The organism is Pontibacillus sp. ALD_SL1 (assembly GCF_017355605.1).
On sequence record NZ_CP062974.1, the window covers coordinates 165,326 to 189,832 of the forward strand.

General features: G+C 42.9%; 18 protein-coding genes, 12 tRNA genes, 3 rRNA genes and 1 other annotated feature (1 of these 34 running past the window's edge). Of the genes, 27 read left to right on the plus strand and 6 right to left on the minus strand.

What is annotated here, in order from left to right:
* The first annotated feature begins 66 nt into the window (after nucleotides 1-66).
* Entirely contained in the window at nucleotides 67-1,116 is a 1,050-nt protein-coding gene (locus IMZ31_RS00920) for an Mrp/NBP35 family ATP-binding protein (RefSeq protein ID WP_207528843.1), read from the plus strand.
* Nucleotides 1,117-1,156: 40 nt separating this feature from the next.
* Here IMZ31_RS00920 and gerD read toward each other — a convergent pair whose 3' ends face one another.
* Entirely contained in the window at nucleotides 1,157-1,816 is a 660-nt protein-coding gene (gene gerD, locus IMZ31_RS00925) for a spore germination lipoprotein GerD (protein WP_207528844.1), read from the minus strand.
* Nucleotides 1,817-1,961: 145 nt separating this feature from the next.
* On the opposite strand from gerD, the gene IMZ31_RS00930 reads away from it, so the two are divergent.
* Nucleotides 1,962-2,636: a KinB-signaling pathway activation protein gene (locus tag IMZ31_RS00930; RefSeq protein WP_207528845.1), complete on the plus strand. Its 675-nt coding sequence runs from the start codon at nucleotides 1,962-1,964 to the stop codon at nucleotides 2,634-2,636.
* Between the two features lie 16 nt (nucleotides 2,637-2,652).
* On the opposite strand, the gene pdaB is transcribed toward IMZ31_RS00930, so the two are convergent.
* Complete coding sequence (gene pdaB, locus IMZ31_RS00935) at nucleotides 2,653-3,414, minus strand: polysaccharide deacetylase family sporulation protein PdaB (protein WP_207528846.1); 762 nt, start codon at nucleotides 3,412-3,414, stop codon at nucleotides 2,653-2,655.
* Between the two features lie 146 nt (nucleotides 3,415-3,560).
* Between pdaB and IMZ31_RS00940 the strand changes: the two genes are divergently transcribed.
* The 18 genes from IMZ31_RS00940 to rocF all read left to right on the plus strand — a co-directional run bounded on the left by IMZ31_RS00940 (nucleotide 3,561) and on the right by rocF (nucleotide 12,116).
* The gene (locus IMZ31_RS00940) at nucleotides 3,561-3,782 is read left to right on the plus strand and encodes a hypothetical protein (RefSeq protein WP_036787668.1); all 222 of its coding nucleotides are present in this window, start codon (nucleotides 3,561-3,563) and stop codon (nucleotides 3,780-3,782) included.
* Nucleotides 3,783-3,848: 66 nt separating this feature from the next.
* Complete coding sequence (gene pgmB, locus IMZ31_RS00945; RefSeq protein ID WP_207528847.1) at nucleotides 3,849-4,505, plus strand: beta-phosphoglucomutase; 657 nt, start codon at nucleotides 3,849-3,851, stop codon at nucleotides 4,503-4,505.
* A gap of 326 nt (nucleotides 4,506-4,831) precedes the next feature.
* Nucleotides 4,832-6,394, plus strand: a 16S ribosomal RNA gene (locus IMZ31_RS00950).
* 121 nt (nucleotides 6,395-6,515) lie between these two features.
* Nucleotides 6,516-6,592: transfer RNA gene (locus IMZ31_RS00955), tRNA-Ile, on the plus strand.
* Between the two features lie 22 nt (nucleotides 6,593-6,614).
* Nucleotides 6,615-6,690, plus strand: a tRNA-Ala gene (locus IMZ31_RS00960).
* A gap of 104 nt (nucleotides 6,691-6,794) precedes the next feature.
* Nucleotides 6,795-9,709 (plus strand): 23S ribosomal RNA (locus IMZ31_RS00965).
* A gap of 200 nt (nucleotides 9,710-9,909) precedes the next feature.
* Nucleotides 9,910-10,025: ribosomal RNA gene (gene rrf, locus IMZ31_RS00970) — 5S ribosomal RNA — on the plus strand.
* Together the 16S, 23S and 5S rRNA genes with 12 tRNA genes alongside form the textbook arrangement of a ribosomal RNA operon.
* A 61-nt stretch (nucleotides 10,026-10,086) precedes the next feature.
* A tRNA-Asn gene (locus IMZ31_RS00975) sits at nucleotides 10,087-10,161 on the plus strand.
* Nucleotides 10,162-10,165: 4 nt separating this feature from the next.
* Nucleotides 10,166-10,238: transfer RNA gene (locus IMZ31_RS00980), tRNA-Thr, on the plus strand.
* Between the two features lie 20 nt (nucleotides 10,239-10,258).
* Nucleotides 10,259-10,333: transfer RNA gene (locus tag IMZ31_RS00985), tRNA-Glu, on the plus strand.
* Nucleotides 10,334-10,348: 15 nt separating this feature from the next.
* Nucleotides 10,349-10,424, plus strand: a tRNA-Val gene (locus tag IMZ31_RS00990).
* 16 nt (nucleotides 10,425-10,440) lie between these two features.
* Nucleotides 10,441-10,517, plus strand: a tRNA-Thr gene (locus tag IMZ31_RS00995).
* Between the two features lie 70 nt (nucleotides 10,518-10,587).
* A tRNA-Tyr gene (locus IMZ31_RS01000) sits at nucleotides 10,588-10,673 on the plus strand.
* 4 nt (nucleotides 10,674-10,677) lie between these two features.
* A tRNA-Gln gene (locus IMZ31_RS01005) sits at nucleotides 10,678-10,752 on the plus strand.
* 9 nt (nucleotides 10,753-10,761) lie between these two features.
* A tRNA-Lys gene (locus IMZ31_RS01010) sits at nucleotides 10,762-10,834 on the plus strand.
* A gap of 39 nt (nucleotides 10,835-10,873) precedes the next feature.
* A tRNA-Gly gene (locus IMZ31_RS01015) sits at nucleotides 10,874-10,948 on the plus strand.
* Nucleotides 10,949-10,955: 7 nt separating this feature from the next.
* A tRNA-Ala gene (locus IMZ31_RS01020) sits at nucleotides 10,956-11,028 on the plus strand.
* A gap of 188 nt (nucleotides 11,029-11,216) precedes the next feature.
* On the plus strand, nucleotides 11,217-12,116 hold the full coding sequence (gene rocF, locus IMZ31_RS01025; protein WP_207528848.1) for an arginase: 900 nt from the start codon (nucleotides 11,217-11,219) through the stop codon (nucleotides 12,114-12,116).
* Nucleotides 12,117-12,175: 59 nt separating this feature from the next.
* On the opposite strand, the gene IMZ31_RS01030 is transcribed toward rocF, so the two are convergent.
* On the minus strand, nucleotides 12,176-12,328 hold the full coding sequence (locus IMZ31_RS01030; protein WP_084599698.1) for an aspartyl-phosphate phosphatase Spo0E family protein: 153 nt from the start codon (nucleotides 12,326-12,328) through the stop codon (nucleotides 12,176-12,178).
* 208 nt (nucleotides 12,329-12,536) lie between these two features.
* On the opposite strand from IMZ31_RS01030, the gene sigW reads away from it, so the two are divergent.
* The 6 genes from sigW to glmS all read left to right on the plus strand — a co-directional run bounded on the left by sigW (nucleotide 12,537) and on the right by glmS (nucleotide 19,646).
* Nucleotides 12,537-13,100 carry an RNA polymerase sigma factor SigW gene (sigW, locus tag IMZ31_RS01035; RefSeq protein ID WP_188656201.1) on the plus strand — a complete coding sequence of 188 codons (564 nt, stop codon included), beginning with the start codon at nucleotides 12,537-12,539 and terminating at the stop codon, nucleotides 13,098-13,100.
* Nucleotides 13,101-13,114: 14 nt separating this feature from the next.
* Nucleotides 13,115-13,726 carry an anti-sigma factor family protein gene (locus IMZ31_RS01040; RefSeq protein ID WP_207528849.1) on the plus strand — a complete coding sequence of 204 codons (612 nt, stop codon included), beginning with the start codon at nucleotides 13,115-13,117 and terminating at the stop codon, nucleotides 13,724-13,726.
* 163 nt (nucleotides 13,727-13,889) lie between these two features.
* Nucleotides 13,890-14,723 (plus strand): diadenylate cyclase CdaA, encoded by an 834-nt coding sequence (cdaA, locus tag IMZ31_RS01045; protein ID WP_207528850.1) that lies wholly within the window; start codon nucleotides 13,890-13,892, stop codon nucleotides 14,721-14,723.
* Complete coding sequence (locus tag IMZ31_RS01050) at nucleotides 14,716-15,945, plus strand: CdaR family protein (RefSeq protein ID WP_207528851.1); 1,230 nt, start codon at nucleotides 14,716-14,718, stop codon at nucleotides 15,943-15,945. The genes cdaA and IMZ31_RS01050 overlap by 8 nt, the downstream gene beginning before the upstream one ends.
* Nucleotides 15,946-15,984: 39 nt before the next feature.
* Entirely contained in the window at nucleotides 15,985-17,337 is a 1,353-nt protein-coding gene (gene glmM, locus IMZ31_RS01055) for a phosphoglucosamine mutase (protein WP_207528852.1), read from the plus strand.
* 503 nt (nucleotides 17,338-17,840) lie between these two features.
* Nucleotides 17,841-19,646 (plus strand): glutamine--fructose-6-phosphate transaminase (isomerizing), encoded by a 1,806-nt coding sequence (glmS, locus tag IMZ31_RS01060; RefSeq protein WP_207528853.1) that lies wholly within the window; start codon nucleotides 17,841-17,843, stop codon nucleotides 19,644-19,646.
* A 345-nt stretch (nucleotides 19,647-19,991) separates the two neighbouring features.
* On the opposite strand, the gene thiD is transcribed toward glmS, so the two are convergent.
* Nucleotides 19,992-20,816: a bifunctional hydroxymethylpyrimidine kinase/phosphomethylpyrimidine kinase gene (gene thiD, locus IMZ31_RS01065; protein WP_207528854.1), complete on the minus strand. Its 825-nt coding sequence runs from the start codon at nucleotides 20,814-20,816 to the stop codon at nucleotides 19,992-19,994.
* Between the two features lie 191 nt (nucleotides 20,817-21,007).
* Here thiD and IMZ31_RS01070 point away from each other — a divergent pair, with 191 nt between their 5' ends.
* Nucleotides 21,008-22,306 carry a globin-coupled sensor protein gene (locus IMZ31_RS01070; RefSeq protein WP_207528855.1) on the plus strand — a complete coding sequence of 433 codons (1,299 nt, stop codon included), beginning with the start codon at nucleotides 21,008-21,010 and terminating at the stop codon, nucleotides 22,304-22,306.
* A 38-nt stretch (nucleotides 22,307-22,344) separates the two neighbouring features.
* Here IMZ31_RS01070 and IMZ31_RS01075 read toward each other — a convergent pair whose 3' ends face one another.
* Together IMZ31_RS01075 and IMZ31_RS01080 are read right to left on the minus strand one after the other, a co-directional pair.
* Nucleotides 22,345-23,352 (minus strand): S8 family peptidase, encoded by a 1,008-nt coding sequence (locus tag IMZ31_RS01075; protein ID WP_207528856.1) that lies wholly within the window; start codon nucleotides 23,350-23,352, stop codon nucleotides 22,345-22,347.
* Nucleotides 23,353-23,548: 196 nt separating this feature from the next.
* The gene (locus IMZ31_RS01080; protein WP_207528857.1) at nucleotides 23,549-24,031 is read right to left on the minus strand and encodes a sunset domain-containing protein; all 483 of its coding nucleotides are present in this window, start codon (nucleotides 24,029-24,031) and stop codon (nucleotides 23,549-23,551) included.
* Nucleotides 24,032-24,287: 256 nt separating this feature from the next.
* Nucleotides 24,288-24,507, minus strand: a binding site (T-box leader) (it continues 6 nt past the right edge of the window).

The following is a 24,507-nucleotide window of genomic DNA, read 5'->3' on the forward strand; positions in this document are numbered from 1 at the left end:
ATCCAAGCTATCTGACTTTTTATGTTATACTACAACATAGACACTATAGAAGGTTGGTGACAGAATATGATTACAAAAGAACAAGTGGTGGATCTGCTACATCCCTTGCAAGATCCTCATTTACATAGAACGTTAGAAGAAACAGACGGAATAGAAGAGATTAAAATTAAAGAAGAGAAGAATCATGTAAGTGTAAAGATTGCTATAGCACAACCAAACACAGCTGAACAAATGCAATTTCAACAAGAAATTGTAAACGTTTTAAAAGGTGCTGGTGTTACTACAGTAGGGTTGAGATTTAACCAGTTATCCGATGAGATTCTACAGCAGTATGCTGGTGCTAGTGATGAAAGTGAATCATTATTAGAAGGAAATACAGGAACAACATTTATTGGGATCGCAAGCGGGAAAGGGGGCGTAGGTAAATCTACTGTGACGGTTAACCTCGCAACTTCTTTAGCTCGCTTAGGTAAAAAAGTAGGGATTATTGATGCTGATATATACGGGTTTAGTGTACCAGATATGATGGGGATTGAAGAAAGACCGGTTGTACGTGGTGAACAGATTATTCCTGTTGAACGATTTGGTGTGAAAGTTATTTCTATGGGCTTTTTCGTTGAGGATAATTCCCCAATCATCTGGAGAGGTCCAATGTTAGGTAAAATGCTAACAAGCTTCTTTAAAGAAGTGGAGTGGGGAGACTTGGATTATTTACTTATTGATCTGCCACCAGGTACAGGTGACGTAGCGCTAGACCTTCATTCCATGCTTCCATCTTGTAAAGAAGTAATCGTCACTACACCTCATCCAACAGCAGCATTTGTAGCGGCCCGTGCTGGCCAAATGGCTATTAAGACGGAGCATGAAATATTAGGTGTAATCGAAAACATGGCGTATTTCCAAAGTGCGTTAACTGGTCAAAAAGAATTTGTATTTGGCCAAGGGGGAGGTCCGAAGTTAGCTGAACAACTTCAGACAGAAGTTCTTGGACAACTCCCACTTCAACAACCTTACGAAGAAGAGGATATCTTTGCTCCTGGTGTGTATCAAGCCGATCACCCAACAGGAAAGATCTTTTTATCCATTGCGAACAAAATGATAAAAAAGATGAGTTAAAACGAATGAAAAGGGTGCCTCGTAAAAGGCACCCTTTTTATTATTCACTTCCGCCACCAGACGATTGTTGATCTTGTTTAGAACCACTGCTGCCACCGGAGCTCTTTTCACCCTGTGAACCGCCGCCACCCTCTGACTGAGATTGTCCTGTTTTCATCTCTTCAGCAGCTTTTAGAACGATTTCGCTCATTTTAGCTTTAAACATAGGCGTTTCCATGGTTTCTTGTATGGTCTTTTCCAGGTTTTCACGGAATTGCTGACTTTTCATGACCGTAAGCATTTGTTTTTCCATTTCAGGGTTTTGTAAAAGCTCTAACATGCTTTTTTGGTACTGAGAATCTTTCATAAGAGACTTCATAATTTTCTTCTGTTCTTCGGATAGTGATTCAGCGAATTTTTTAGAGAACTGAGGATTTTGGAATAACTCTTCCCAAAATTTCTTCCCTTTGTCAGACGTAATGGTTTCTTCAATGCTTGTTTTTACTACATCTGATTCTAAAACAACTTGCTGTTTCATTTCCTTATCGGATAAAACTTCTGTAATCGCCTTTTTTCCATCATCAGTTTTCAATATATCTACAACCATTTTCTTGGTTTTATCATAATCGGCTTGTTCTCCGCCAGATGAGGAGTTACCAGAACAAGCTGTCAATACTGTAATTAGTACGAGTAGGATTGCCAAACCCTTCATCCTATTCATGAGAACGCTCCTTTCAATCACCTTACATATACTTAATATGAGATAATTGAAAGAAAATATACACAGGTTTTGGAGTGAAAACGCTTGTTTTTATGGTAAAATACCATAGGATTGATTTACGGCAATGAAAGTAGGGGGATCCAACGTGACAAGTCGCAAATGGGTAAAATTGTTTCTGACGACTTTATTATGGGGAGGGGTTATTACCCTTTTCGTTAGTTTTTTTGTACAGAATGAACATTATGTAACAGCTTTTAATCCTTTTAGTATATGGGAAGTCATTATTTTAATGCTCATGTATTTGGGATTAGGTTTTATTTTTAGTGTAATTAGTCAGATGGCGTTCTTTGCTTATTTAACGGTTCACCAATTTGGTTTAGGGATATTTAGGAAGTTATGGGCACCCATCCAGATTGTTCTGATTCTGTTTACTTTGTTTGATTTGGTGTACTTCCGCTATAAGTCTGTATCTGAAGAAGCGGACGTTGCTCCATTTTTTGTCTTACCCGCAGCACTTCTTCTCTTTGGCTGGGCTGTAGCATATTTGAAGGCTAAAGAAACAAATTCTAAAGCTTTCATACCGGCCCTGTTCTTTATGATCGTTATAACTTCAGTAGAGCTCGTTCCAGCTTTTCAAGCCGACGATTCTGATTGGGTCATGCTTATGTTACCTGCAGTTCTTTTCTGTAATACGTATCAGTTATTAGTACTTCATCGCCTGAATGATGGGGGAACGAAAACGGAAGCGGTGCAATCATCTAATACGTCCAAAAAAGCCCAGAAGAAAAAGAAGAACAGAAAGAAAAAGAGCAAACGATAATCCGTTTGCTCTTTTCTTATTTCACAGCAGATGACTTTGCCTCTGTCTTTGAGATCATCTCAGATATGGAGACAAATTCGTACCCTTTTTGTTTTAATCCTGGAAGAACAGTTTTTAATGCTTCGTTTGTTTGTTTTACAGAGTCAGAAGCATGTAAAACGATAATATCTCCGCCTGAAGTTTCTTTCATGATTTCATCTACAATGGTTTGCGTACCAGGGTTCCTATAGTCCTCAGGGTTTATGCTCCATTGGACTACCTTAAATCCGAGATCTTCTGCAAGCGTTAAGACTTCTTTATTGAAATGTCCATGTGGTGGTCTTAAAAGGTCCATTTCTTCATACCCTAGTTTTTTAAAGACTTCTCTGGCGTACAAAAGGTCTTTCTTTACTTGGGCAATGTCTTGTTTGGCATAACTTTTATAACGATACCCCATCATTCCTAAATCATGTTTGCTTTCAGTAATCTCTTTTAAAATATTCGGATGCTTTTCAGCCCATTCTCCGCTTACGAAGAATGTAGCCTTTACATTATTTTTCTTTAATGATTCAAGAATAGGAAAGACTTCTTCTTGTCCCCAGCTAATATTAAATGTAATGGCTACATCCTTGCTCTTAGTGTTGCTACTAATGAGTGCCCTTGGACCTTTGTCGGTTGAAAAGACAGAGAAGGCATTGTCTCTTTCCACCCACAAAAAGATTGAGCAGAATAGAGCGGCAATTACAACCAGTCCCCACTTCTTTATTCGATTTCCACTCCATGCATAAAAGTGTTGCATCATACACCTCTCCTTATCGATTCAGAAATCCCTGCTTAGTACAACTTATGAACGGAGTGGACAATTATGAACAAGCATATGATTCATTTCATAAATTGGATATAAATGGACATGATAAAAGGGAACAATTATAAAGAGGTGAGTACATGCTAGGACTTTTATTAAAAGATATGGAACAAAAAGAAATCGAATATCTATTGAAGCGGGAGATGGACGAACTTTTAATGGACTTAGAAGACCACCGGATTGATCACGTTGTAAAAAGAGCTATGGAAGAACGCTATAAAATTCTGTACCAACTGTTCAAGAGATTAGCAAGTAAACATGATTGTATTCGATATGTACTGCCAAAGCGTAAACATCAATAGTTAGACATCTCCTATGTATGATATAGTGTATATATGAAATCGCTTTTACATAGGGGTGGAGAAGTAATGAGGGAAATAGGAGCAATTATATTTGATTTAGATGGTGTGATTACGGATACCGCTGAATATCATTATTTAGCCTGGAAACAACTAGCTGAAGAATTGGGAGTACATTTCGACCGTGCGTTTAACGAACGTTTAAAAGGTGTTAGTCGAATGGACTCCTTACATATGATTTTAAATCATGGAGGCATAGTGCTTTCTGAACATGAAATGAATGAATTAGCTCATAAAAAGAATGAACATTATAAAACCTTTATACAGCAAATTACCCCAGATGATCTTCTGCCAGGTATTGTACCATTCTTGAACGAGATAAAAGCTGCAGAGATTCCAACAGCGTTAGCTTCCGCTAGTAAGAATGCTCGCCCAGTGATTCGACAGCTTAAAATTGAATCCTATTTAGATACAATAGTAGACGCAGCTACCGTTAAAAATGGTAAACCTGATCCTGAGATCTTTCTAAAGGCTGCAAATCAATTAGCTGTTAATCCTGAGGAATGTGTAGGAGTAGAAGATGCTGAAGCCGGAGTAGAATCCATTAAGGCTGCAGGAATGTATGCAGTAGGATTGGGGAGTAAAAAAGCTATGGCCAAAGCAGATTGGATTATAGATCACCCTTCACAACTGACGCTGAAGGCGCTAAGAGGACATATAGGTTAGACTTCAACGATCCCTCTAAAAGATTTTTAGAGGGAATTTTAATTTTTTTATGCAAAACTATTGCAAAAGTGAATCATACCGTGGTAAGATATTTTTTGTTGTCAGCGAGACAAGCACTTCAAAATAAAAGGTTAAACAATAACGAATTAACTTTTTCAAAAAAGTGATTGACGAAATTAAGATAAAATGTTATATTAATTTCTGTCGCTGAAACACAGCGAAACAATTTGATCTTTGAAAACTGAACGAAACAACATGTAACGTCAATGTCTTTAAATTATTTTTAAAGCCAGTAATCATTTATTTGATGCTAGGCAAACTCTAACTTTATGGAGAGTTTGATCTTGGCTCAGGACGAACGCTGGCGGCGTGCCTAATACATGCAAGTCGAGCGCGTGAAACAACATGATCCCTTCGGGGTGATTGTTGTGGATCGAGCGGCGGACGGGTGAGTAACACGTGGGCAACCTACCCATGAGATCGGGATAACTCCGGGAAACCGGAGCTAATACCGAATAACCCAGTGAACTGCATGGTTCACTGGTAAAAGGCGGTTTCGGCCGTCACTCATGGATGGGCCCGCGGCGCATTAGCTAGTTGGTAAGGTAACGGCTTACCAAGGCGACGATGCGTAGCCGACCTGAGAGGGTGATCGGCCACACTGGGACTGAGACACGGCCCAGACTCCTACGGGAGGCAGCAGTAGGGAATCTTCCGCAATGGACGAAAGTCTGACGGAGCAACGCCGCGTGAACGATGAAGGTCTTCGGATCGTAAAGTTCTGTTGTTAGGGAAGAACAAGTACCAGAGGAAATGCTGGTACCTTGACGGTACCTAACCAGAAAGCCACGGCTAACTACGTGCCAGCAGCCGCGGTAATACGTAGGTGGCAAGCGTTGTCCGGAATTATTGGGCGTAAAGCGCGCGCAGGCGGTTTCTTAAGTCTGATGTGAAAGCCCACAGCTCAACTGTGGAGGGCCATTGGAAACTGGGGAACTTGAGTACAGAAGAGGAGAGTGGAATTCCACGTGTAGCGGTGAAATGCGTAGATATGTGGAGGAACACCAGTGGCGAAGGCGACTCTCTGGTCTGTAACTGACGCTGAGGCGCGAAAGCGTGGGTAGCAAACAGGATTAGATACCCTGGTAGTCCACGCCGTAAACGTTGAGTGCTAGGTGTTAGGGGGTTTCCGCCCCTTAGTGCTGAAGTTAACGCATTAAGCACTCCGCCTGGGGAGTACGGCCGCAAGGCTGAAACTCAAAAGAATTGACGGGGGCCCGCACAAGCGGTGGAGCATGTGGTTTAATTCGAAGCAACGCGAAGAACCTTACCAGGTCTTGACATCTTCCGCTATCCCTAGAGATAGGGAGTTCCCTTCGGGGACGGAATGACAGGTGGTGCATGGTTGTCGTCAGCTCGTGTCGTGAGATGTTGGGTTAAGTCCCGCAACGAGCGCAACCCCTAATCTTAGTTGCCAGCATTCAGTTGGGCACTCTAAGGTGACTGCCGGTGACAAACCGGAGGAAGGCGGGGATGACGTCAAATCATCATGCCCCTTATGACCTGGGCTACACACGTGCTACAATGGATGGTACAGAGGGCTGCGAGATCGCGAGGTCAAGCAAATCTCAAAAAACCATTCTCAGTTCGGATTGCAGGCTGCAACTCGCCTGTATGAAGCCGGAATCGCTAGTAATCGCAGGTCAGCATACTGCGGTGAATACGTTCCCGGGCCTTGTACACACCGCCCGTCACACCACGAGAGTTGGCAACACCCGAAGTCGGTGAGGTAACCTTTTTGGAGCCAGCCGCCGAAGGTGGGGCCAATGATTGGGGTGAAGTCGTAACAAGGTAGCCGTATCGGAAGGTGCGGCTGGATCACCTCCTTTCTAAGGATTATACGGAAAGCGCAGGCGGCTTGAACAGAGCCGCCGGAGCTAGACACTAATATCGCGTTCATGTTTGTTTCGTTCGGTTTTGAAAGATTGATTTTTCAATTTTATAAGGAATGGGCCTGTAGCTCAGCTGGTTAGAGCGCACGCCTGATAAGCGTGAGGTCGGTGGTTCAAGTCCACTCAGGCCCACCATTCCTATTTAAAAAAATAAAATGGGGCCTTAGCTCAGATGGGAGAGCGCCTGCTTTGCACGCAGGAGGTCAGCGGTTCGATCCCGCTAGGCTCCACCAATTTCTATTAGTACCTTGAAAACTAGATAAGAATTAGACATCAAACCAACGTTAGATTTAACGTAAGCATCATTATGATGCGTCTTTTCACATTGATTTTAGATAGTTAAGTGAATAAGGGCGCACGGTGGATGCCTTGGCACTAGGAGCCGATGAAGGACGGGACTAACACCGATATGCTTCGGGGAGCCGTAAGTAGGCTATGATCCGGAGATTTCCGAATGGGGAAACCCACTACCCGTAATGGGGTAGGATCCTTAACTGAATACATAGGTTAAGGAAGGTAGACTCGGGGAACTGAAACATCTCAGTACCCGAAGGAAGAGAAAGCAAACGCGATTTCCTGAGTAGCGGCGAGCGAAACGGAATTAGCCCAAACCAGAGAGCTTGCTCTCTGGGGTTGTAGGACACTCCATTGGAGTTACAAAGAAACAAGATAGATGAATGATCTGGAACGGTCAGCCGAAGAAGGTAACGGCCCTGTAGTCAAAATCTTGTTTCCTCCGGAGTGGATCCTGAGTACGGCGGAACACGAGGAATTCCGTCGGAATCCGGGAGGACCATCTCCCAAGGCTAAATACTCCCTAGTGACCGATAGTGAACCAGTACCGTGAGGGAAAGGTGAAAAGCACCCCGGGAGGGGAGTGAAATAGAACCTGAAACCGTGTGCCTACAAGTAGTTGGAGCCCGTTAATGGGTGACAGCGTACCTTTTGTAGAATGGACCGGCGAGTTACGATCCCATGCAAGGTTAAGATGAAAAATCGGAGCCGCAGCGAAAGCGAGTCTGAATAGGGCGAAATAGTATGTGGTCGTAGACCCGAAACCGTGTGATCTACCCATGTCCAGGGTGAAGGCCAGGTAACACTGGCTGGAGGCCCGAACCCACGCACGTTGAAAAGTGCGGGGATGAGGTGTGGGTAGCGGTGAAATGCCAATCGAACACGGAGATAGCTGGTTCTCTCCGAAATAGCTTTAGGGCTAGCCTCAAGGTAAGAGTCTTGGAGGTAGAGCACTGATTGGACTAGGGGCCCTCATCGGGTTACCGAATTCAGTCAAACTCCGAATGCCAACGACTCATCCTTGGGAGTCAGACTGCGAGTGATAAGGTCCGTAGTCGAGAGGGGAACAGCCCAGACCACCAGCTAAGGTCCCTAAGTTTATGTTAAGTGGAAAAGGATGTGGAGTTGCTCAGACAACCAGGATGTTGGCTTAGAAGCAGCCATCATTTAAAGAGTGCGTAATAGCTCACTGGTCGAGTGACTCTGCGCCGAAAATGTACCGGGGCTAAACATAACACCGAAGCTGTGGATTGTTCTTACGAACAATGGTAGGAGAGCGTTCTAAGTGCTGTGAAGTCAGACCGTAAGGACTGGTGGAGCGCTTAGAAGTGAGAATGCCGGTATGAGTAGCGAAAGAAGAGTGAGAATCTCTTCCACCGTAAGTCTAAGGTTTCCTGAGGAAGGCTCGTCCGCTCAGGGTTAGTCGGGACCTAAGCCGAGGCCGAAAGGCGTAGGCGATGGATAACAGGTTGATATTCCTGTACCACCTCCTTTCCGTTTGAATGACGGGGGGACGCAGTAGGATAGGGAATCCGCTCCACTGGATGTGAGCGGCCAAGCAGTGAGTGAGATGCATAGGCAAATCCGTGCATCAATCACAAGCTGTGATGGGGAGGGAACTATAGTACCGAAGTTCCTGATTTCACACTGCCAAGAAAAGCCTCTAATGAGGAAAGAGGTGCCCGTACCGCAAACCGACACAGGTAGACGAGGAGAGTATCCTAAGGTGATCGGGAGAACTCTTGTTAAGGAACTCGGCAAAATGACCCCGTAACTTCGGGAGAAGGGGTGCTCCTTCATAGGAGGAGCCGCAGTGAAAAGGCCCAATCGACTGTTTAGCAAAAACACAGGTCTCTGCGAAACCGAAAGGTGAAGTATAGGGGCTGACACCTGCCCGGTGCTGGAAGGTTAAGGGGATGAGTTAGCTTATGCGAAGCTTTGAACCGAAGCCCCAGTAAACGGCGGCCGTAACTATAACGGTCCTAAGGTAGCGAAATTCCTTGTCGGGTAAGTTCCGACCCGCACGAAAGGTGCAACGAATTGGGCACTGTCTCAACAAGAGACCCGGTGAAATTATACTATGCGTGAAGATGCGCATTACCCGCGACAGGACGGAAAGACCCCGTGGAGCTTTACTGTAGCCTGATATTGAATGTTGGTACAGCTTGTACAGGATAGGTGGGAGCCGTCGATACCGGAGCGCTAGCTTCGGTGGAGGCATCCGTGGGATACCACCCTGGCTGTATTGACATTCTAACCCAGGACCGTGATCCGGTCCGGAGACAGTGTCAGGTGGGCAGTTTGACTGGGGCGGTCGCCTCCCAAAAAGTAACGGAGGCGCCCAAAGGTTCCCTCAGAATGGTTGGAAATCATTCGCAGAGTGCAAAGGCACAAGGGAGCTTGACTGCGAGACCTACAAGTCGAGCAGGGACGAAAGTCGGGCTTAGTGATCCGGCGGTGCCGCATGGAAGGGCCGTCGCTCAACGGATAAAAGCTACCCCGGGGATAACAGGCTTATCTCCCCCAAGAGTCCACATCGACGGGGAGGTTTGGCACCTCGATGTCGGCTCATCGCATCCTGGGGCTGTAGTCGGTCCCAAGGGTTGGGCTGTTCGCCCATTAAAGCGGTACGCGAGCTGGGTTCAGAACGTCGTGAGACAGTTCGGTCCCTATCCGTCGTGGGCGTTGGAAATTTGAGGAGAGCTGTCCTTAGTACGAGAGGACCGGGATGGACGCACCGCTGGTGCACCAGTTGTTCCGCCAGGAGCACAGCTGGGTAGCTACGTGCGGAAGGGATAAGTGCTGAAAGCATCTAAGCATGAAGCCCACTTCAAGATGAGATTTCCCATCACTTCGAGTGAGTAAGATTCCTTGTAGACGACAAGGTTGATAGGTCGGAGGTGGAAGCGTGGTGACACGTGCAGCTGACCGATACTAATAAATCGAGGGCTTATCTATCTAAAGCGCAAACGACCGCTTAGACCCGTACGGATAAGACAGCTTCTTGGAAAAGGCGATTAGCCTTTGGAAAGAAGATGACTTATACGCTAGGGTCTGGGAGTTGGAGCTGGAAGTCAGCTCAAGCGCATACACGTGATCAGGCACGATGTCTTAATTCTTATCTAGTTTTGAAGGTACTCCTTCAACAAAAACAATAGTATGGCGGTTTTGGCGAAGAGGTCACACCTGTTCCCATGCCGAACACAGAAGTTAAGCTCTTCAGCGCCGATGGTAGTCGGGGTTTCACCCCCGCAAGAGTAGGACGCCGCCATGCTTTGTTATCTTATAAAAGCTATCCAAGAGACTTCTTCTAGGACAGATGGATTTGACAATATTCCAACGTAGCTCAGTGGTAGAGCTATCGGCTGTTAACCGATCGGTCGCAGGTTCGAATCCTGCCGTTGGAGCCAATTTGCTTCCATAGCTCAGTCGGTAGAGCACTTCCATGGTAAGGAAGAGGTCGCCGGTTCAAGTCCGGCTGGAAGCTCTCTGTAAGAAAATATATTTGGCCCGTTGGTCAAGTGGTTAAGACACCGCCCTTTCACGGCGGTAACACGGGTTCGAATCCCGTACGGGTCACCACTTATTTATAAACATGGAGGATTAGCTCAGCTGGGAGAGCACCTGCCTTACAAGCAGGGGGTCGGTGGTTCGAGCCCGCCATCCTCCACCATTTTATTTATTTATCTGCCGACCTAGCTCAATCTGGCAGAGCAACTGACTTGTAATCAGTAGGTTGGGGGTTCGAGTCCCTCGGTCGGCACCAGCAAGTTATGTTCAGTTAAATAAATCCTTGCTTAATAAAGTGCAAGCATGGTATACTATTATTTGTGTTTGGAGGGGTAGCGAAGTTGGCCAAACGCGGCGGACTGTAAATCCGCTCCCTCTGGGTTCGCAGGTTCGAGTCCTGCCCCCTCCACCATTTTTGGCCCATAGCCAAGCGGTAAGGCAACGGTTTTTGGTACCGTCATGCGCTGGTTCGAATCCAGCTGGGCCAGCCATTTTATAACGAGCCATTAGCTCAGTTGGTAGAGCATCTGACTTTTAATCAGAGGGTCGGAGGTTCGAATCCTCCATGGCTCATCACTTTTCACATTAACTTAGTTGATGTGTTTTTAGTTTGCGGAAGTAGTTCAGCGGTAGAACACCACCTTGCCAAGGTGGGGGTCGCGGGTTCGAATCCCGTCTTCCGCTCCATATATACGGGGCCTTAGCTCAGCTGGGAGAGCGCCTGCTTTGCACGCAGGAGGTCAGCGGTTCGATCCCGCTAGGCTCCATCCAAAACCTTAAGTCTAAGTAGACTTAAGGTTTTTTGTATTCGTTAAATGTTTGATGGTGGCTATTTATGAGAAAATTCTTTCAATACCCCTTGTTTTCCGCATATATATACAAATTTCTGTCCAGTTGAGTCATTGTCCCAACTGTGTCTACAATAGGTGTAGAGTTAAAGGAGGATGATGGGACAATGAATCGTAAACTTTCAATTATTGGAGCCCCTATGGATTTAGGGCAGAATCGTAGAGGTGTAGATATGGGGCCAAGTGCTCTTCGTTATGCAGGGGTAATTGAGCGATTAGAACGTTTAGAATATGATATAGAGGACCTTGGAGATGTTCATATTCCTCGTCCAAATAGAAAAGAAGAACAAGAGAGCCACTTGAGAAATTTAAAAGAAGTTGCAGAAGGAAATGAAAACTTAGCAGAGACTGTTGATCAGGTTGTATCATCAGGAAGATTCCCTCTAATTATTGGAGGCGATCATAGTATTGCGATTGGATCTCTTGCTGGAATTGCCAAATATTATGACAATCTTGGTGTAATTTGGTATGATGCTCATGGGGATTTAAATACAGGAGATTCTTCCCCCTCCGGAAATATCCATGGAATGCCTTTAGCTGTAAGCTTAGGTATTGGTCATGAACGTTTGACGAGCATCCATGGTTTTGAGCCAAAAATTAAACCAGAAAACATCGTTATCATTGGAGCACGCTCTCTTGATGAGGGTGAGAAGCAATTAATTAAAGAAAAAGGAATTCGGGTATATACAATGCATGAGATTGATCGCATGGGAATGCCAGAAGTTATTAAAGAGTCTGTAGAGTATTTGAAGGATCGAACGGATGGGGTGCATCTGAGCTTAGATTTGGACGGTTTGGACCCTAATGAGGCACCTGGAGTTGGAACACCTGTTATGGGTGGAATGAGCTATAGGGAAAGTCACTTAGCGATGGAAATGTTTGCAGAAGCTAATTTCATTACTTCGGCTGAATTTGTTGAGGTTAATCCGATATTGGATGAGAAGAATAAAACAGCTACGGTAGCGGTTGGGTTAATGGGATCGTTATTTGGGGAGAATTTAAAATAATAGATTTATAGAGAAAAATGGGCGAAACAGCAGCTTATTCACATAAGTTGCTGTTTCCGTTATTTATTTTTTCTTTCCTCATATTCATTTAGTAATCCATCTAATTTTGAACTAGCCTCAATGACCTCTTGAGATGATAAAGGTAAGCTAGAGCTAAGCTGAATCATTTCATTTCTACACATTTCAATTTCGTTCAAAAGTTCTTTACACATTCTATTTCCTCCCTACTAAAACCTTAGTACTATACTATAGTTGTATATATCCTTTCTACTTAAAGTTAAACCTCTTTATTTAAAGAAATCAAATGTATAACTTTTGTACATACAAAAAATTCTTTTTTATTTTTTTAATTGATTTTGAAACCTGATCGCAGGTGTATTCGTATGTAGAATGACCGCAGATCTAGCGGAGGTATAGTGCATGGAAATATTTATAAAACAAAAGATTAAAAAAGTTAAAAAAGGTGATCACTCGGCCTTTGAAGATGTAGTGACGTTTTACCAAAACAAGGTGTACCAAATATGCTATCGTATGCTTGGTAATGCACATGAAGCAGAAGATATTGCTCAAGAAGCATTTATTCGAGCTTACACTAATATTCACTCTTATGATGAGAATCGCAAATTTTCTACTTGGTTATATAGAATTGCCACCAATCTATCAATTGATCGCATTCGAAAAAAGAAACCAGATTACTTTTTAGATGCTGAAGTAAGAGGTACAGAGGGCTTAACGATGTACTCGCAAATTTCTGCAGATGAAGATTTACCTGAAGAAGAAGTGGAAAGCTTAGAACTGCAGGAATATATTCATCAAGAGATTCTCAAGCTCCCGGCCAAGTATCGATCTGTTATCGTACTGCGATATATAGATGAGCTCTCATTACAAGAGATTAGTGACATATTGGACATACCGGTTGGAACGGTTAAGACAAGGGTCCACCGGGGACGCGAAGCGCTTCGTAAGAAACTTCGTCACGTGTAAAGGAGTGATGGGAAATGAAGTGTGCAAATGAAGCCATTCAGTTAATGCATAAACATTTAGACGACGGGTTAAACGAAGAAGAGAGAAAACAATTAAAGCAACATCTTCAACAATGTGATGATTGCCAGAACCATTTTCATGAACTTAAGAGGGCTGTAGCAATGGTCCAAAGTACCAGTGCGGTCCAAGCTCCTTCTGACTTTACTGCGAAGGTAATGGGGAGCCTGCCTAAAGAAAAGAAACGATCAGGTTATAAGAGGTGGTTTAAGGCCCATCCTGTGGTAACGGCAGCTGCTATATTCTTTATTATGATGTTTAGTGGTATCTTTTCTACTTGGAGCCAAGATCAACAGTTAAGCGTATCTAAACAAAAAGATATTATCATTCAGGAAAACACGGTCATTGTTCCTGAAGGAAAGACTGTAGAAGGCGATTTAGTTGTGAAAAATGGGAACTTAAAGGTTGAAGGTAAAGTCAATGGTGACGTTGTATTAATAAATGGTGATCACCTAAAAGCCTCTGCCGGTGAAGTGACAGGTGATCTGAATCAAGTAGACCAAGTCTTTGGTTGGATGTGGTACAATATTAAAAAAACAGCGACAGATATTTTCTCATTCACCCAATAAAGGGTTCAAAAGTCACTTTTACAGTGGCTTTTTTTATTTTGTTTAATTGGAGCGTTTTAGTGTTATTTTTACTATAGAGAAGTATGCTATAATAAAACTATTGTGAATTTGATACATAAGATTAATTCGATAGTTGAATTCAAGGATAAAAGGAAGTGTACACATGCTTGATGGGGGATTGAATGTTCAATTAGATGGATTAAAGTACATTCGAATTATTATTGATGTTGCCCTTGTCTGGTTTGTTTTGTATAAATTAATCATGTTAATCCGTGGTACAAAAGCGGTTCAGTTGTTGAAAGGAATTTTTGTAGTACTTGGAATATGGCTTGTTAGCTACTTCCTTCAACTTAGTACGTTAATGTGGTTAATGTCCAAAGCGATGACATGGGGTTTTCTAGGCGTAATTATCTTATTCCAACCTGAGCTCAGAAGAGCGTTAGAGCAGCTAGGGAGAGGTAGTTTCTTTGCCAGAAATTCGAGTAGTGAAGAAGATTCGATGAAACAAACAGTAGAGGCGATTATAAAGTCATGTAATTATATGGCCAAACGTCGGATTGGCGCTCTTATTACGATTGAACGAGAGACAGGCATGGGAGATTATGTTGAAACCGGCATTCCAATTAGAGGAATGTTATCGAGTGAACTGTTAACAAATATCTTCATCCCTAATACCCCTCTTCATGATGGAGCGGTTATTATTAAGCAAGATGAGGTTATGGCTGCTGCATGTTACCTGCCTCTATCTGAAAGCCCATTTATATCAAAAGAATTAGGGACGAGGCACCGTGCTGCTATGGGAATCAGTGAAGTCACAGATGCCCTTACAATCGTAGTCTCCGAAGAAACAGGAGGAATTTCCTGTACGCGGAATGGAGAATTGCATCGGGGATTAGATGAACAAGCTCTTCGAGATATTTTAGAAAGAGAATTAGAACGAGCGACGAAAGCTCCTAGCTCAAAGAATTGGGATTGGAGGGGGAAAAAAGATGGATAAGTGGTTAAGAAGTCCGTGGTTCATTCGAGCGATTTCTTTAATATTAGCACTCCTCTTGTATGCCTCAATAAACCTTGATGACGGGCAAACGAGTTCGGATTCTATCTTTCTTGAAGGCAATGATAAAATTGCAGCAATGAATAATATCCCTTTACAAGTAAAAATGAATGAGGAAAAATATGTAGTGAAAGAAGTGCCATCGAGCGTCACTGTTACCGTAGAGGGACCGAATTCTATAGTGACTAGAACTGTTATGCAAAAGACGTTCGAAGCTTTTATCGATTTAGAAGGGCTTGAACTTGGCTCTCAAACGGTTCCTATACAAACTCAAGGTATCTCTAATCAGTTATCTGTTTCTGTAGATCCTCAGGAAGTTACTGTGGTTTTAGAGAAGCGATCTTCAAAAGAGTTCCAGGTTGGCGCGGATTACATACACCGTGACACAATGAAAGAGGGCTACCAACTAGGCACACCAGAAGTGACGCCTAATCAGGTAGATGTCATAGGCTCAGAAACAGAAGTTTCAAAAGTATCTCTAGTGAAAGCCATTGTTGATGTGCAGAATGCTGAGAGTGATATTACAAAGAAAGAGTCACCTGTGAAGGTTTATGATGAACAAGGTAATGAACTAAATGTCGTCGTAGAACCAAGTACGGTCAGAGTAACTGTACCTATATTGCCTCCAAGTAAAGAAGTCCCCGTTGCGTTAAAGGCTGAAGGGGACCTTGCCGAAGGGTATCGGCTGGTATCAATTGAACCCTTACCAGATCAAGTAGCTGTATATGGTTCACAAGATGCCTTAAAAGGGGTTAGTGCTTTTGCCGATATAGAAGTGGATATAACGGATCTTAAAGAGGACACCACAATTGAGGTAGACCTTCCTTTGCCAGAGGGAATCGAAACAATCAAGCCAAAAACGATTGAAGCAAAAGTCAATGTAGAGCAAATAACAGAAAAAACGATTAGCAATGTAGAGATTAATGTAGAAAACCTGGATGCAGGTAAAGACCTAACTTTTATTACACCAGAACAGCAGGTCATCGACTTGACGTTAATAGGTACAAAGCGAGAATTAGAGAATATTACGAAGGAAGATTTCGAAGTATTTATCGACGTTGAACAGCTCGTCAATGGCGAAGCAAATGTACCCGTTCAAGTAAATGGACCTGAAAGTATTGAATGGCAAACAAGTAATGATGAAGCTCTAATTCGTATAGAGTAGTAACTACCTCATTTGCCTAGAATGAAGGAGCGATTGATAATGGGAAAATATTTTGGTACAGATGGTGTGCGTGGCGTAGCCAATCAGGAATTAACACCAGAGCTAGCATTTAAAGTAGGAAGATACGGAGGCTATGTGTTAACGAAAGACACACCAAAGCCAAAAATATTAGTAGGCCGTGATCCACGGATTTCTGGTCAACTACTTGAGAACGCTTTAACAGCAGGATTAATGTCAATCGGTGCAGAGGTTATGCGACTTGGAGTTCTTCCAACTCCAGGTGTAGCCTATTTAACAAAATCCATGGGAGCTGAAGCGGGAGTTATGATCTCTGCTTCTCATAACCCTGTTGAAGATAATGGTATTAAATTCTTTGGTCCTGATGGATTTAAATTAACAGATGAACAAGAGAATGAAATAGAAGCACTAATGGACCAAGAAACAGATGAACTCCCAAGACCTAGTGGAGCTGATGTAGGTGTTGTGAACGACTACTTCGAAGGTGGTCAAAAATACATGCAATATTTGAAGCAAACCATTGATTACGATTTTGATGGGGTACACGTTGCTTTAGATTGCGCACATGGTGCAACATCCTCTGTTGCCCCGCATATCTTTGCGGATTTAGAAGCAGAACTTTCAACAATGGGATCATCTCCAGATGGCTTGAATATTAACGATGATGTTGGCTCTACAAGCCCAGAAGCACTACAATCCTTTGTGAAAGAAAAGGGAGCTCACATTGGATTAGCGTTTGACGGCGATGGAGATCGTTTAATTGCCGTGGATGAGAAAGGTGAAATCGTTGATGGCGATCAAATCATGTTCATCTGCGCTAAGTATTTAAATGAGCAAGGTCGCCTTCGTCACAATACTGTTGTTTCAACTGTTATGAGTAATATTGGCTTCTATAAGGCTGTAGAAGCGAATGGTATGAAGAGTGATAAGACAAATGTAGGCGATCGCTATGTGTTAGAAGAAATGCGTCGTGGCGATTACAGTCTTGGCGGAGAACAGTCTGGACATATTATCTTCTTGGATTACAACACAACAGGAGATGGGTTGCTCTCAGCGTTACAATTAGTAAATGTATTGAAAGAAACTGGAAAATCGTTATCAGAATTAGCTGCTGAAATGCAGAAATACCCGCAAGTGTTAAAGAACGTACGTGTTATTGATAAGAAGAAAGTAATGACTAACCCTCGCATTACTTCAGAAATTGAAGCGGTTGAAGAAGCTATGGGAGATGAAGGTCGTGTTCTTGTCCGTCCTTCTGGAACAGAGCCGCTTGTCCGTGTCATGGTTGAGGCACCGACTGAAGAAGATTGTGAGAAATACGTAAATCAAGTGGTCCAAGTCGTTCAAGCTGAACTAGGTATGAAGGAAGCCTAAAGAAAATGCGCAGGTGGCACACTATGTGTCACTGCGCATATTTTATATGGAACAGATTAACTATTGTAACAAACATGTAATGCATCAGATGTTGACCTTATAAGAAGAAATAGAGTAGAATGAAATTTGTTCCGCGTAAATTCACATTCCATGTTTAAAGCGTATTCATAAAGGATACTACCATTAAGTATGCTTTCATACATTAAGGCATGTTTGTGAAACGTAAGAAGTTGAGTTATATTTTCGTATGACTAAAGCGCCTGGACTATCTTCCGTTCGGAAAGAAGGTAGTTGACGAGGAGGAGGTTCATCGAGTATCGGCGGATGCCTCCCGGTTGGATTCACCACAATCGTAAGCTTTTATTCTAAAACAAAGGGGTGACCCTTTGCACAAAGAATCGAAGCAAGGTGATTGTAAGATAAAATTCATGAGGAAGGGGCAGATCAAGCCCCGAACCATCGGAACGTTGATTTGCCCCTTATTTTAAGGAGGAAACAACGATATGTGTGGAATTGTAGGATATATTGGAACACAAGATACAACAGAAATTTTATTACAAGGCTTAGAAAAACTTGAATACCGTGGTTATGACTCAGCTGGTATTGCAGAGTTAAATGACGAAGGTGTTCATGTTACGAAAGTAAAGGGACGTATTGCTGCTCTTCGTTCAGAAGTTGAGAAGAAAGATATCGAAGCAACAATGGGGATTGGTCATACCCGCTGGGCAACTCATGGCGCGCCAAGCTTTGAGAACGCTCACCCACACCAAAGCGCGTCTGGCCGCTTCACTATTGTTCATAACGGTGTAATCGAAAACTACGAAGATGTTCAGCGCGAATACTTGGCTGATGTAGAGATGAACAGCGAAACGGACACGGAGATTATCGTGCAACTTGTTGAGAACCTTTATAATGAAATGGGCGATGTTCAAGAGGCGTTCCGCAAAGCGATTTCTTTATTAAAAGGTTCATATGCTGTTGGTATTATTGATGCTGAGAATCCTGACGTCATTTACGTGGCTAAGAATAAGAGTCCTCTTCTTGTAGGTTTAGGAGAAGGCTTTAATGTTGTATCAAGTGACTCATTAGCAATGTTGAAGGTAACCGATCAATTTGTTGAATTAGAAGACAAAGAAATCGTACTTGTACGTCGTAATGAAGTAGAGATTCAGAAATTAGATGGTACACAAGTGAACCGTGAACCATTTACAGCTGAACTCGACGCAAGTGATATTGAAAAGGGTACCTACCCACACTTCATGCTAAAAGAGATTGATGAACAACCATTTGTGATTCGTAAAATTATCCAAGAATATCAAAATGAAAATGATGAAATTAAATTAGACCCAGACGTTCGTCAGGCTATGATGGACTGTGACCGTGTGTACATTATTGCTTGTGGAACAAGTTATCATGCTGGCTTAATCGGAAAGCAGTTCATTGAGAAACTAGCAAAAGTGCCAGTAGAGGTTCACGTAGCTAGTGAATTCTCCTATAACATGCCTCTTCTTTCTGAGAAGCCGCTATTTGTCTACATCTCTCAAAGTGGAGAGACAGCTGACAGTCGTGCGGTTCTTGTTGAAACGAAGGCAAAAGGACATCCGGCCCTTACGATTACGAATGTACCTGGTTCTACCCTTTCTCGTGAAGCGGATTACACGCTACACTTACATGCAGGACCTGAGATTGCTGTAGCTTCTACGAAAGCTTACACAGCTCAGATGGCTGTCCTAGCGATTCTAGCTGTTGATACAGCCAAAGCAAAAGGAATTGAGCTAGAGTTTAACCCTATGAAAGAATTAGGTATTGCAGCGAACGCAATGGAAGCTCTTTGTGACCAAAAAGAAGAGCTTGAACAAATTGCTGCTGATTATTTATCAACAACAAGAAACTGCTTCTTTATCGGACGTAGCCAAGACTACTATGTTGGTTTAGAAGGCGCATTAAAACTAAAAGAAATATCTTATATTCAAGCGGAAGGATTCGCAGGCGGCGAACTGAAGCACGGCACAATAGCCCTTATTGAAGAAGGAACACCGGTTGTGGCGCTCGCAACACAAGAGAATGTAAACTATTCCATTAGAGGTAACGTGAAAGAAGTAGCTGCCCGTGGTGCGAAGCCTTGCGTTATTAGTATGAAGGGGTTAGACCAAGAGAACGACGCATTTGTCATTCCACAGGTGCACGAACTCTTAACACCTCTAGTATCAGTTGTTCCAATGCAGTTGATTTCATACTACGCAGCCCTTCACCGTGACTGTGACGTGGATAAGCCGCGTAACCTAGCGAAGAGTGTAACCGTTGAATAAATAACGATAACGCATGTGGTCTCAGATTGAGGCTGCATGCGTTTTTTAATATGTATATTCAAGAATGGGGATTAATATGGAAGACTCGAAGTTGAGGGAATGTTTCCGTTTGCTTTATTTGAGTGTAAGGTGGGCCTGGAAACCACTCGCTTCCCAGCTCCCCGCAGGAAAGCGAGTTGTCCCCGAGCAATCCCAACCACTCATCAAACATAACGGCCCCCTTCAGCTTATATACCTCAACTTCGACTCTTCCATATAGTGAGGCTTATATGGAAGAGTCTGAATCAAATGGAGAACAAATAGAAAAAGAGCTTGAATCACCATTCAAGCTCTTTTTTAGTACCATTATTTTGTTGTGACGGAAACTTCAACAACACTAGAGTCCCCTTTTTGATAAACAGGGCCTACATATTCGTTAAGAGGGAAGCCTTCTTTTACTGCTGCTGTGATAAAGGCTTTCGCGGATTTGATGGCTTCTAATACTTCTTTGCCGTTTGCAAGTTCAGCGGTAATTGCTGCTGCGTAGGAACAACCTGCGCCGTGTACGTTTCCTGTATCAAACTGATCGGTTTGGATGTAGTGGAAGTCTTGTCCATCATATAAAAGATCGGTTGCTTTTGTTTCGTCTACAAGCGTTCCGGCTTTGATTAAAACGTTTTGTGCACCTAGTTCGTGAATAGTTTTCGCTGCACCTTCTAGTTCTTCTACTGTTTCAATTCGACGAAGTCCTGCAAGTTTGGCAGCTTCAAAGAGGTTAGGTGTTGTTACTTTGGCACGAGGAACAAGAGATTCACGAAGGCTTGTGAGATTCTCTGGATGGAGGACATCATCTGTACCTTTGCAAACCATAACAGGGTCAATAACAACATCAGTGATTCCGTTTTGCTCTACAACCTCTGCTGCATGTTCAATGATACCAGGTGAACCTAGCATACCAGTTTTTACTGCATCTATTCCTAAAGACGTTGCGGTCTTTAACTGTTCTTTCACTGTATTAAGCTCCATTGGAAATACGTTATGAGCCCATCCATTCTCCGGGTCCATTGCCACAATAGTTGTTAAAGAAGAGATGCCGTATACCCCGTGCTGGTGAAATGTCTTCAAATCAGCCTGGATTCCAGCTCCTCCGCTACTATCTGATCCTGCAATTGTAAGAACTTTTTTTCTCATCTGTTTATTCCCCTTCCACTCTTAGGTGTTTTCTTTATTTTAACGGTAATTGATGTGTTTTTAAATCATTTCGTTTTTTTAATGTGGTACTTTCTTTATTCTTCCTTAACAAATATCTCCTAGCTGACGAAATATAAGATAGACATGTATATATAATGTGGCTTTTATGTTACAGGGGGAGAAGAATATTTATGCCATTACTTAGTTTATTGACTAAAGGGAAAAAGCGTCAAAAGGAGGAAAATAACCTAGAGAGTTTGGAAGTTCATCTTGAGGTTCCAGAGGAAATAAAGAAACAGCTTGAGGTCATTGGTTTAACCGAGAGAGACTTAAAGGTTATGAGGTCTTTAGAGCCAACCATTCGCGAGCATATTGATGAGATTACAGAACAGTTTTATGCCAATATTACCAAACAGCCCAACTTGATGGAGATTATTGAAGATCATAGTACGCTAGGACGTTTGAAAACAACATTAAAGAAACATATAGAAGAGCTGTTTGATGGTCGAATAGATCAAGGTTTTCTTGAGAAGCGTTATCGTATTGCTTATGCTCATGTACGGGTTGGGTTAGAAACAAAGTGGTATGTTGGTGCGTTTCAAAGTTTGTTAAATTCATTATTTGATATCTTACGTGTAAAAATCCAGCAACCTTCACATTTCACTGAAGCGATTCAAACTTTGACGAAGATGTTGAATTTTGAACAACAACTAGTCATTGAGGCTTATGAACAAGAGCATAAGCGGATCCGACACGAGCAGCAAGCTCAAGCGGACGAACTGCATCGTAAAGTCCGAGATGTAGCACTGGAACTAGCAGGTACTTCACAGGAAACAAGCTCGTCGATTACAGAGCTAACGTCTCAATCACAAAATGTTAAAGAGATGGCGAACCAGGGCACTGAATTGGCCAAAAAATCTGAGCATGCCTCTGAAGAAGGTAAGCGCCAGGTAGAATATCAGAATGAAAATATGGATAGTATGGAACAAGGGATGGAACGAATTACAGAGAATGCCCAAGGGTTAAGGGAAGTTTCTAAGCGGATTACTGAAGTCATTGATATTGTGAGCGGGATTGCTGAACAAACGAATCTACTTGCTTTGAATGCATCGATTGAATCAGCTCGTGCAGGAGAATATGGAAAAGGATTTGCGGTAGTAGCGGAAGAAATTCGTAAACTCTCAGAACAGACGAAGCAATCAACATCAACCGTAGCAGATCTTATTAAAGATGTGAATCAGCAGAGCTCTCATGTTACAGAGTCGATTGACTCTATTCGTTCTTTTGTTGAATTGGGGAAAGGAAGTATGAAAGAAACGACAGACTCCTTCGTAACAATTCTTACGTATATGAGGGAGACTGTTCAACATAACGAACGTATTAATCAGGAGACGAAGCACTTGCTCGAAAATATTAAAGAAATGGATCAAGCTTCCGCAACAGTAGCGGCTTCAGCAGATCGATTAACTCATATGACAGAGAAAATGTAAGGATAAGACTTGTCCCAGGGAATAGGGACAAGTCTTTTTTATACTTCTACTTTGTCAGTGTTTCGTTTGACCATATCACTCCAGTCGATGGTATAGAGGTTTAAAAGGTTCTCAAGCTTATGAACTAAACCAAGTGTGAGGAATCCATTTCCTTGAGCTTGTGGTGAACTTCCGATTGGAGCGGTACGCTTGATTAGTTGAGCATAAACTTCCGCTTCTGAAAGCTTTCGATTTAATTGCTTTTCAGCGAGGTGAATGAGCAGCGCCAAAGCACCTGATACGTGCGGAGTAGCCATGGAAGTACCTGATAAGCGAGCATAACGACCTTCTGTATAAGTGGAAAGGATGTTAACGCCAGGAGCTACAAGATCTATTTCATCATTTGTATTGGTAAAGTCAGCGATATTTCGATTGAAATCCGAGGCACCTACTTGTATGACCTCATTATAAGCTCCCGGGTAGGCATATTCATTCGTATCCTCCCGACCATCACCTTCATTTCCTGCCGCACAAACGACAGAAATTCCTGCTTCGACAGCTGTTTTAATTGCTTCATGTAGCTCTGGTACATCTGTTGGGCCTCCAAGCGACATGGACATGACTCGGACACGTTCACCGTCTGGACCTTCCCAGTTTGTTGCAAAGTTAATGGCGTCGATTATCCAGTCATAATTCCCACGTCCTGATCCGGTCAAGACTTTTAGAACAAGGAGTTGGCTAGCGGGAGCGACACCTACTACTCCCGTGGTCGTTTCAGAAGCGGCAATTGTGCCCGCCACGTGGGTCCCATGGCCATTATTATCAGCGTAGTTGGTTTCATCACCTTCGTAATCTGTTGTGAAGTTACGTCCGCCAATAATTTGCCCTTGTAGATTAGGATGATCAAGCTGACACCCTGTATCTATAACGGCCACAACGCTACCTTTTCCTTTGGATGTTTGCTCCCAGATAGCAGGTGCTTCAATCATGCGTACGCCTTCTGGGATCATTGATGTGCTTTCAAATACATCTTCCGTTTGGTAAGGAATCAGATACATGTTCTCCATGACAACCCCTCCTCAATATGGTTACTTGAATCGTACACGAAAGAGGGAAGGAAATAAATTATAATATTCTAACTTTTGTAAAAATAACCATTTTGACCTAGGTTAGATGGGACTATGGAAAGGGGATATTTTGTAGAAAAATGGCGGTTATTTTTAAGCAAAAAGAAAAAGGTTTGCTACCTATGGAAGCAAACCTTTAACGTCTGGATTTTCGATATCCTGCTGCTTCTGCTTCTGAAGGGGTTTCAAAAACTTCAATAGCCTTCACGCGGCTGTAATACTGTCCGCCAGGCATGTGATAGATTTTTTCCCCTTTGGCATTTTGATTGCCTTTAATGGGTTGCGGGTTAAGGGAGCGTCCAATATCGCTCATCTCAACTACCGATCTCATCTCATCTCTAATGCTTTCTCTCGTCTCTTCGAACGGATCTCTCTGTTCTGAACTTGCCTCTACTAACTCATCTTTCTCTTCTAAGCTCTTAAACTCTTCTTCCTCTGCAAACTCAACTAACTCTGTCTCTTTGTGACTTGGTTCTGTTTGAATTGTAGGGGCTTGAACAGTGTGAGGTGTAGAACGAATGCGCGCTTTGCGCTGAGACGGAGTGAAGAATAGTAAAGCAAACATCATTCCGCTTGCAAATACGGCTAAATAAACTAGAACAACACCGAATTTCCTCATCATCCTCTCCTCCTTACACCTATTGTAGCCCCTCGACTCCCCATCGTCCAACCCACAACCCGCCAGACCTCAAATTCTTTAATCTATTACAGCAAGACAGGGTGTCAGACACCATTTAGCGCTTTACTGCACCAGAGGGTGTCAGATACACTTCTTACCTCTAAAGTGTTGAAGAACTAGAGGTAACTCCTTAACGCTTAAACGCTTTTAAGTGTTAAAGTTTTTAGGGATAAAAAAACCTGCTAGCTTATATGCCAGCAGGGACGAACGAATTCATTCGCGGTACCACCCTGATTATAATCTCTATTCGTAAGAGATTATCTCTTCATCGTTGATAACGGAACAGACCCGTTGATGCGGTGCACATCACATCAAAGCTAAGGAAACGTAATTCGTAACGTCTTTATGTACTGGTTCGCAGCGACCACCAGTTCTCTGAAACAGGGAAAGAGTTACTACTTCAAATCCATCGAAGC

Coding starts and splice junctions, on each gene's coding strand:
- IMZ31_RS00920 (WP_207528843.1), top strand. CDS start 67: ATGATTACAAAAGAACAAGTGGTGGATCTGCTACATCCCTTGCAAGAT.
- cdaA (WP_207528850.1), top strand. CDS start 13,890: ATGCTTGATGGGGGATTGAATGTTCAATTAGATGGATTAAAGTACATT.
- IMZ31_RS01075 (WP_207528856.1), bottom strand. CDS start 23,352: ATGGAGAACATGTATCTGATTCCTTACCAAACGGAAGATGTATTTGAA.
- IMZ31_RS01030 (WP_084599698.1), bottom strand. CDS start 12,328: ATGTGTAAAGAACTTTTGAACGAAATTGAAATGTGTAGAAATGAAATG.
- gerD (WP_207528844.1), bottom strand. CDS start 1,816: ATGAATAGGATGAAGGGTTTGGCAATCCTACTCGTACTAATTACAGTA.
- IMZ31_RS01040 (WP_207528849.1), top strand. CDS start 13,115: ATGAAGTGTGCAAATGAAGCCATTCAGTTAATGCATAAACATTTAGAC.
- glmS (WP_207528853.1), top strand. CDS start 17,841: ATGTGTGGAATTGTAGGATATATTGGAACACAAGATACAACAGAAATT.
- sigW (WP_188656201.1), top strand. CDS start 12,537: ATGGAAATATTTATAAAACAAAAGATTAAAAAAGTTAAAAAAGGTGAT.
- thiD (WP_207528854.1), bottom strand. CDS start 20,816: ATGAGAAAAAAAGTTCTTACAATTGCAGGATCAGATAGTAGCGGAGGA.
- IMZ31_RS00940 (WP_036787668.1), top strand. CDS start 3,561: ATGCTAGGACTTTTATTAAAAGATATGGAACAAAAAGAAATCGAATAT.
- IMZ31_RS01070 (WP_207528855.1), top strand. CDS start 21,008: ATGCCATTACTTAGTTTATTGACTAAAGGGAAAAAGCGTCAAAAGGAG.
- rocF (WP_207528848.1), top strand. CDS start 11,217: ATGAATCGTAAACTTTCAATTATTGGAGCCCCTATGGATTTAGGGCAG.
- pdaB (WP_207528846.1), bottom strand. CDS start 3,414: ATGCAACACTTTTATGCATGGAGTGGAAATCGAATAAAGAAGTGGGGA.
- IMZ31_RS01050 (WP_207528851.1), top strand. CDS start 14,716: ATGGATAAGTGGTTAAGAAGTCCGTGGTTCATTCGAGCGATTTCTTTA.
- glmM (WP_207528852.1), top strand. CDS start 15,985: ATGGGAAAATATTTTGGTACAGATGGTGTGCGTGGCGTAGCCAATCAG.
- pgmB (WP_207528847.1), top strand. CDS start 3,849: ATGAGGGAAATAGGAGCAATTATATTTGATTTAGATGGTGTGATTACG.
- IMZ31_RS01080 (WP_207528857.1), bottom strand. CDS start 24,031: ATGAGGAAATTCGGTGTTGTTCTAGTTTATTTAGCCGTATTTGCAAGC.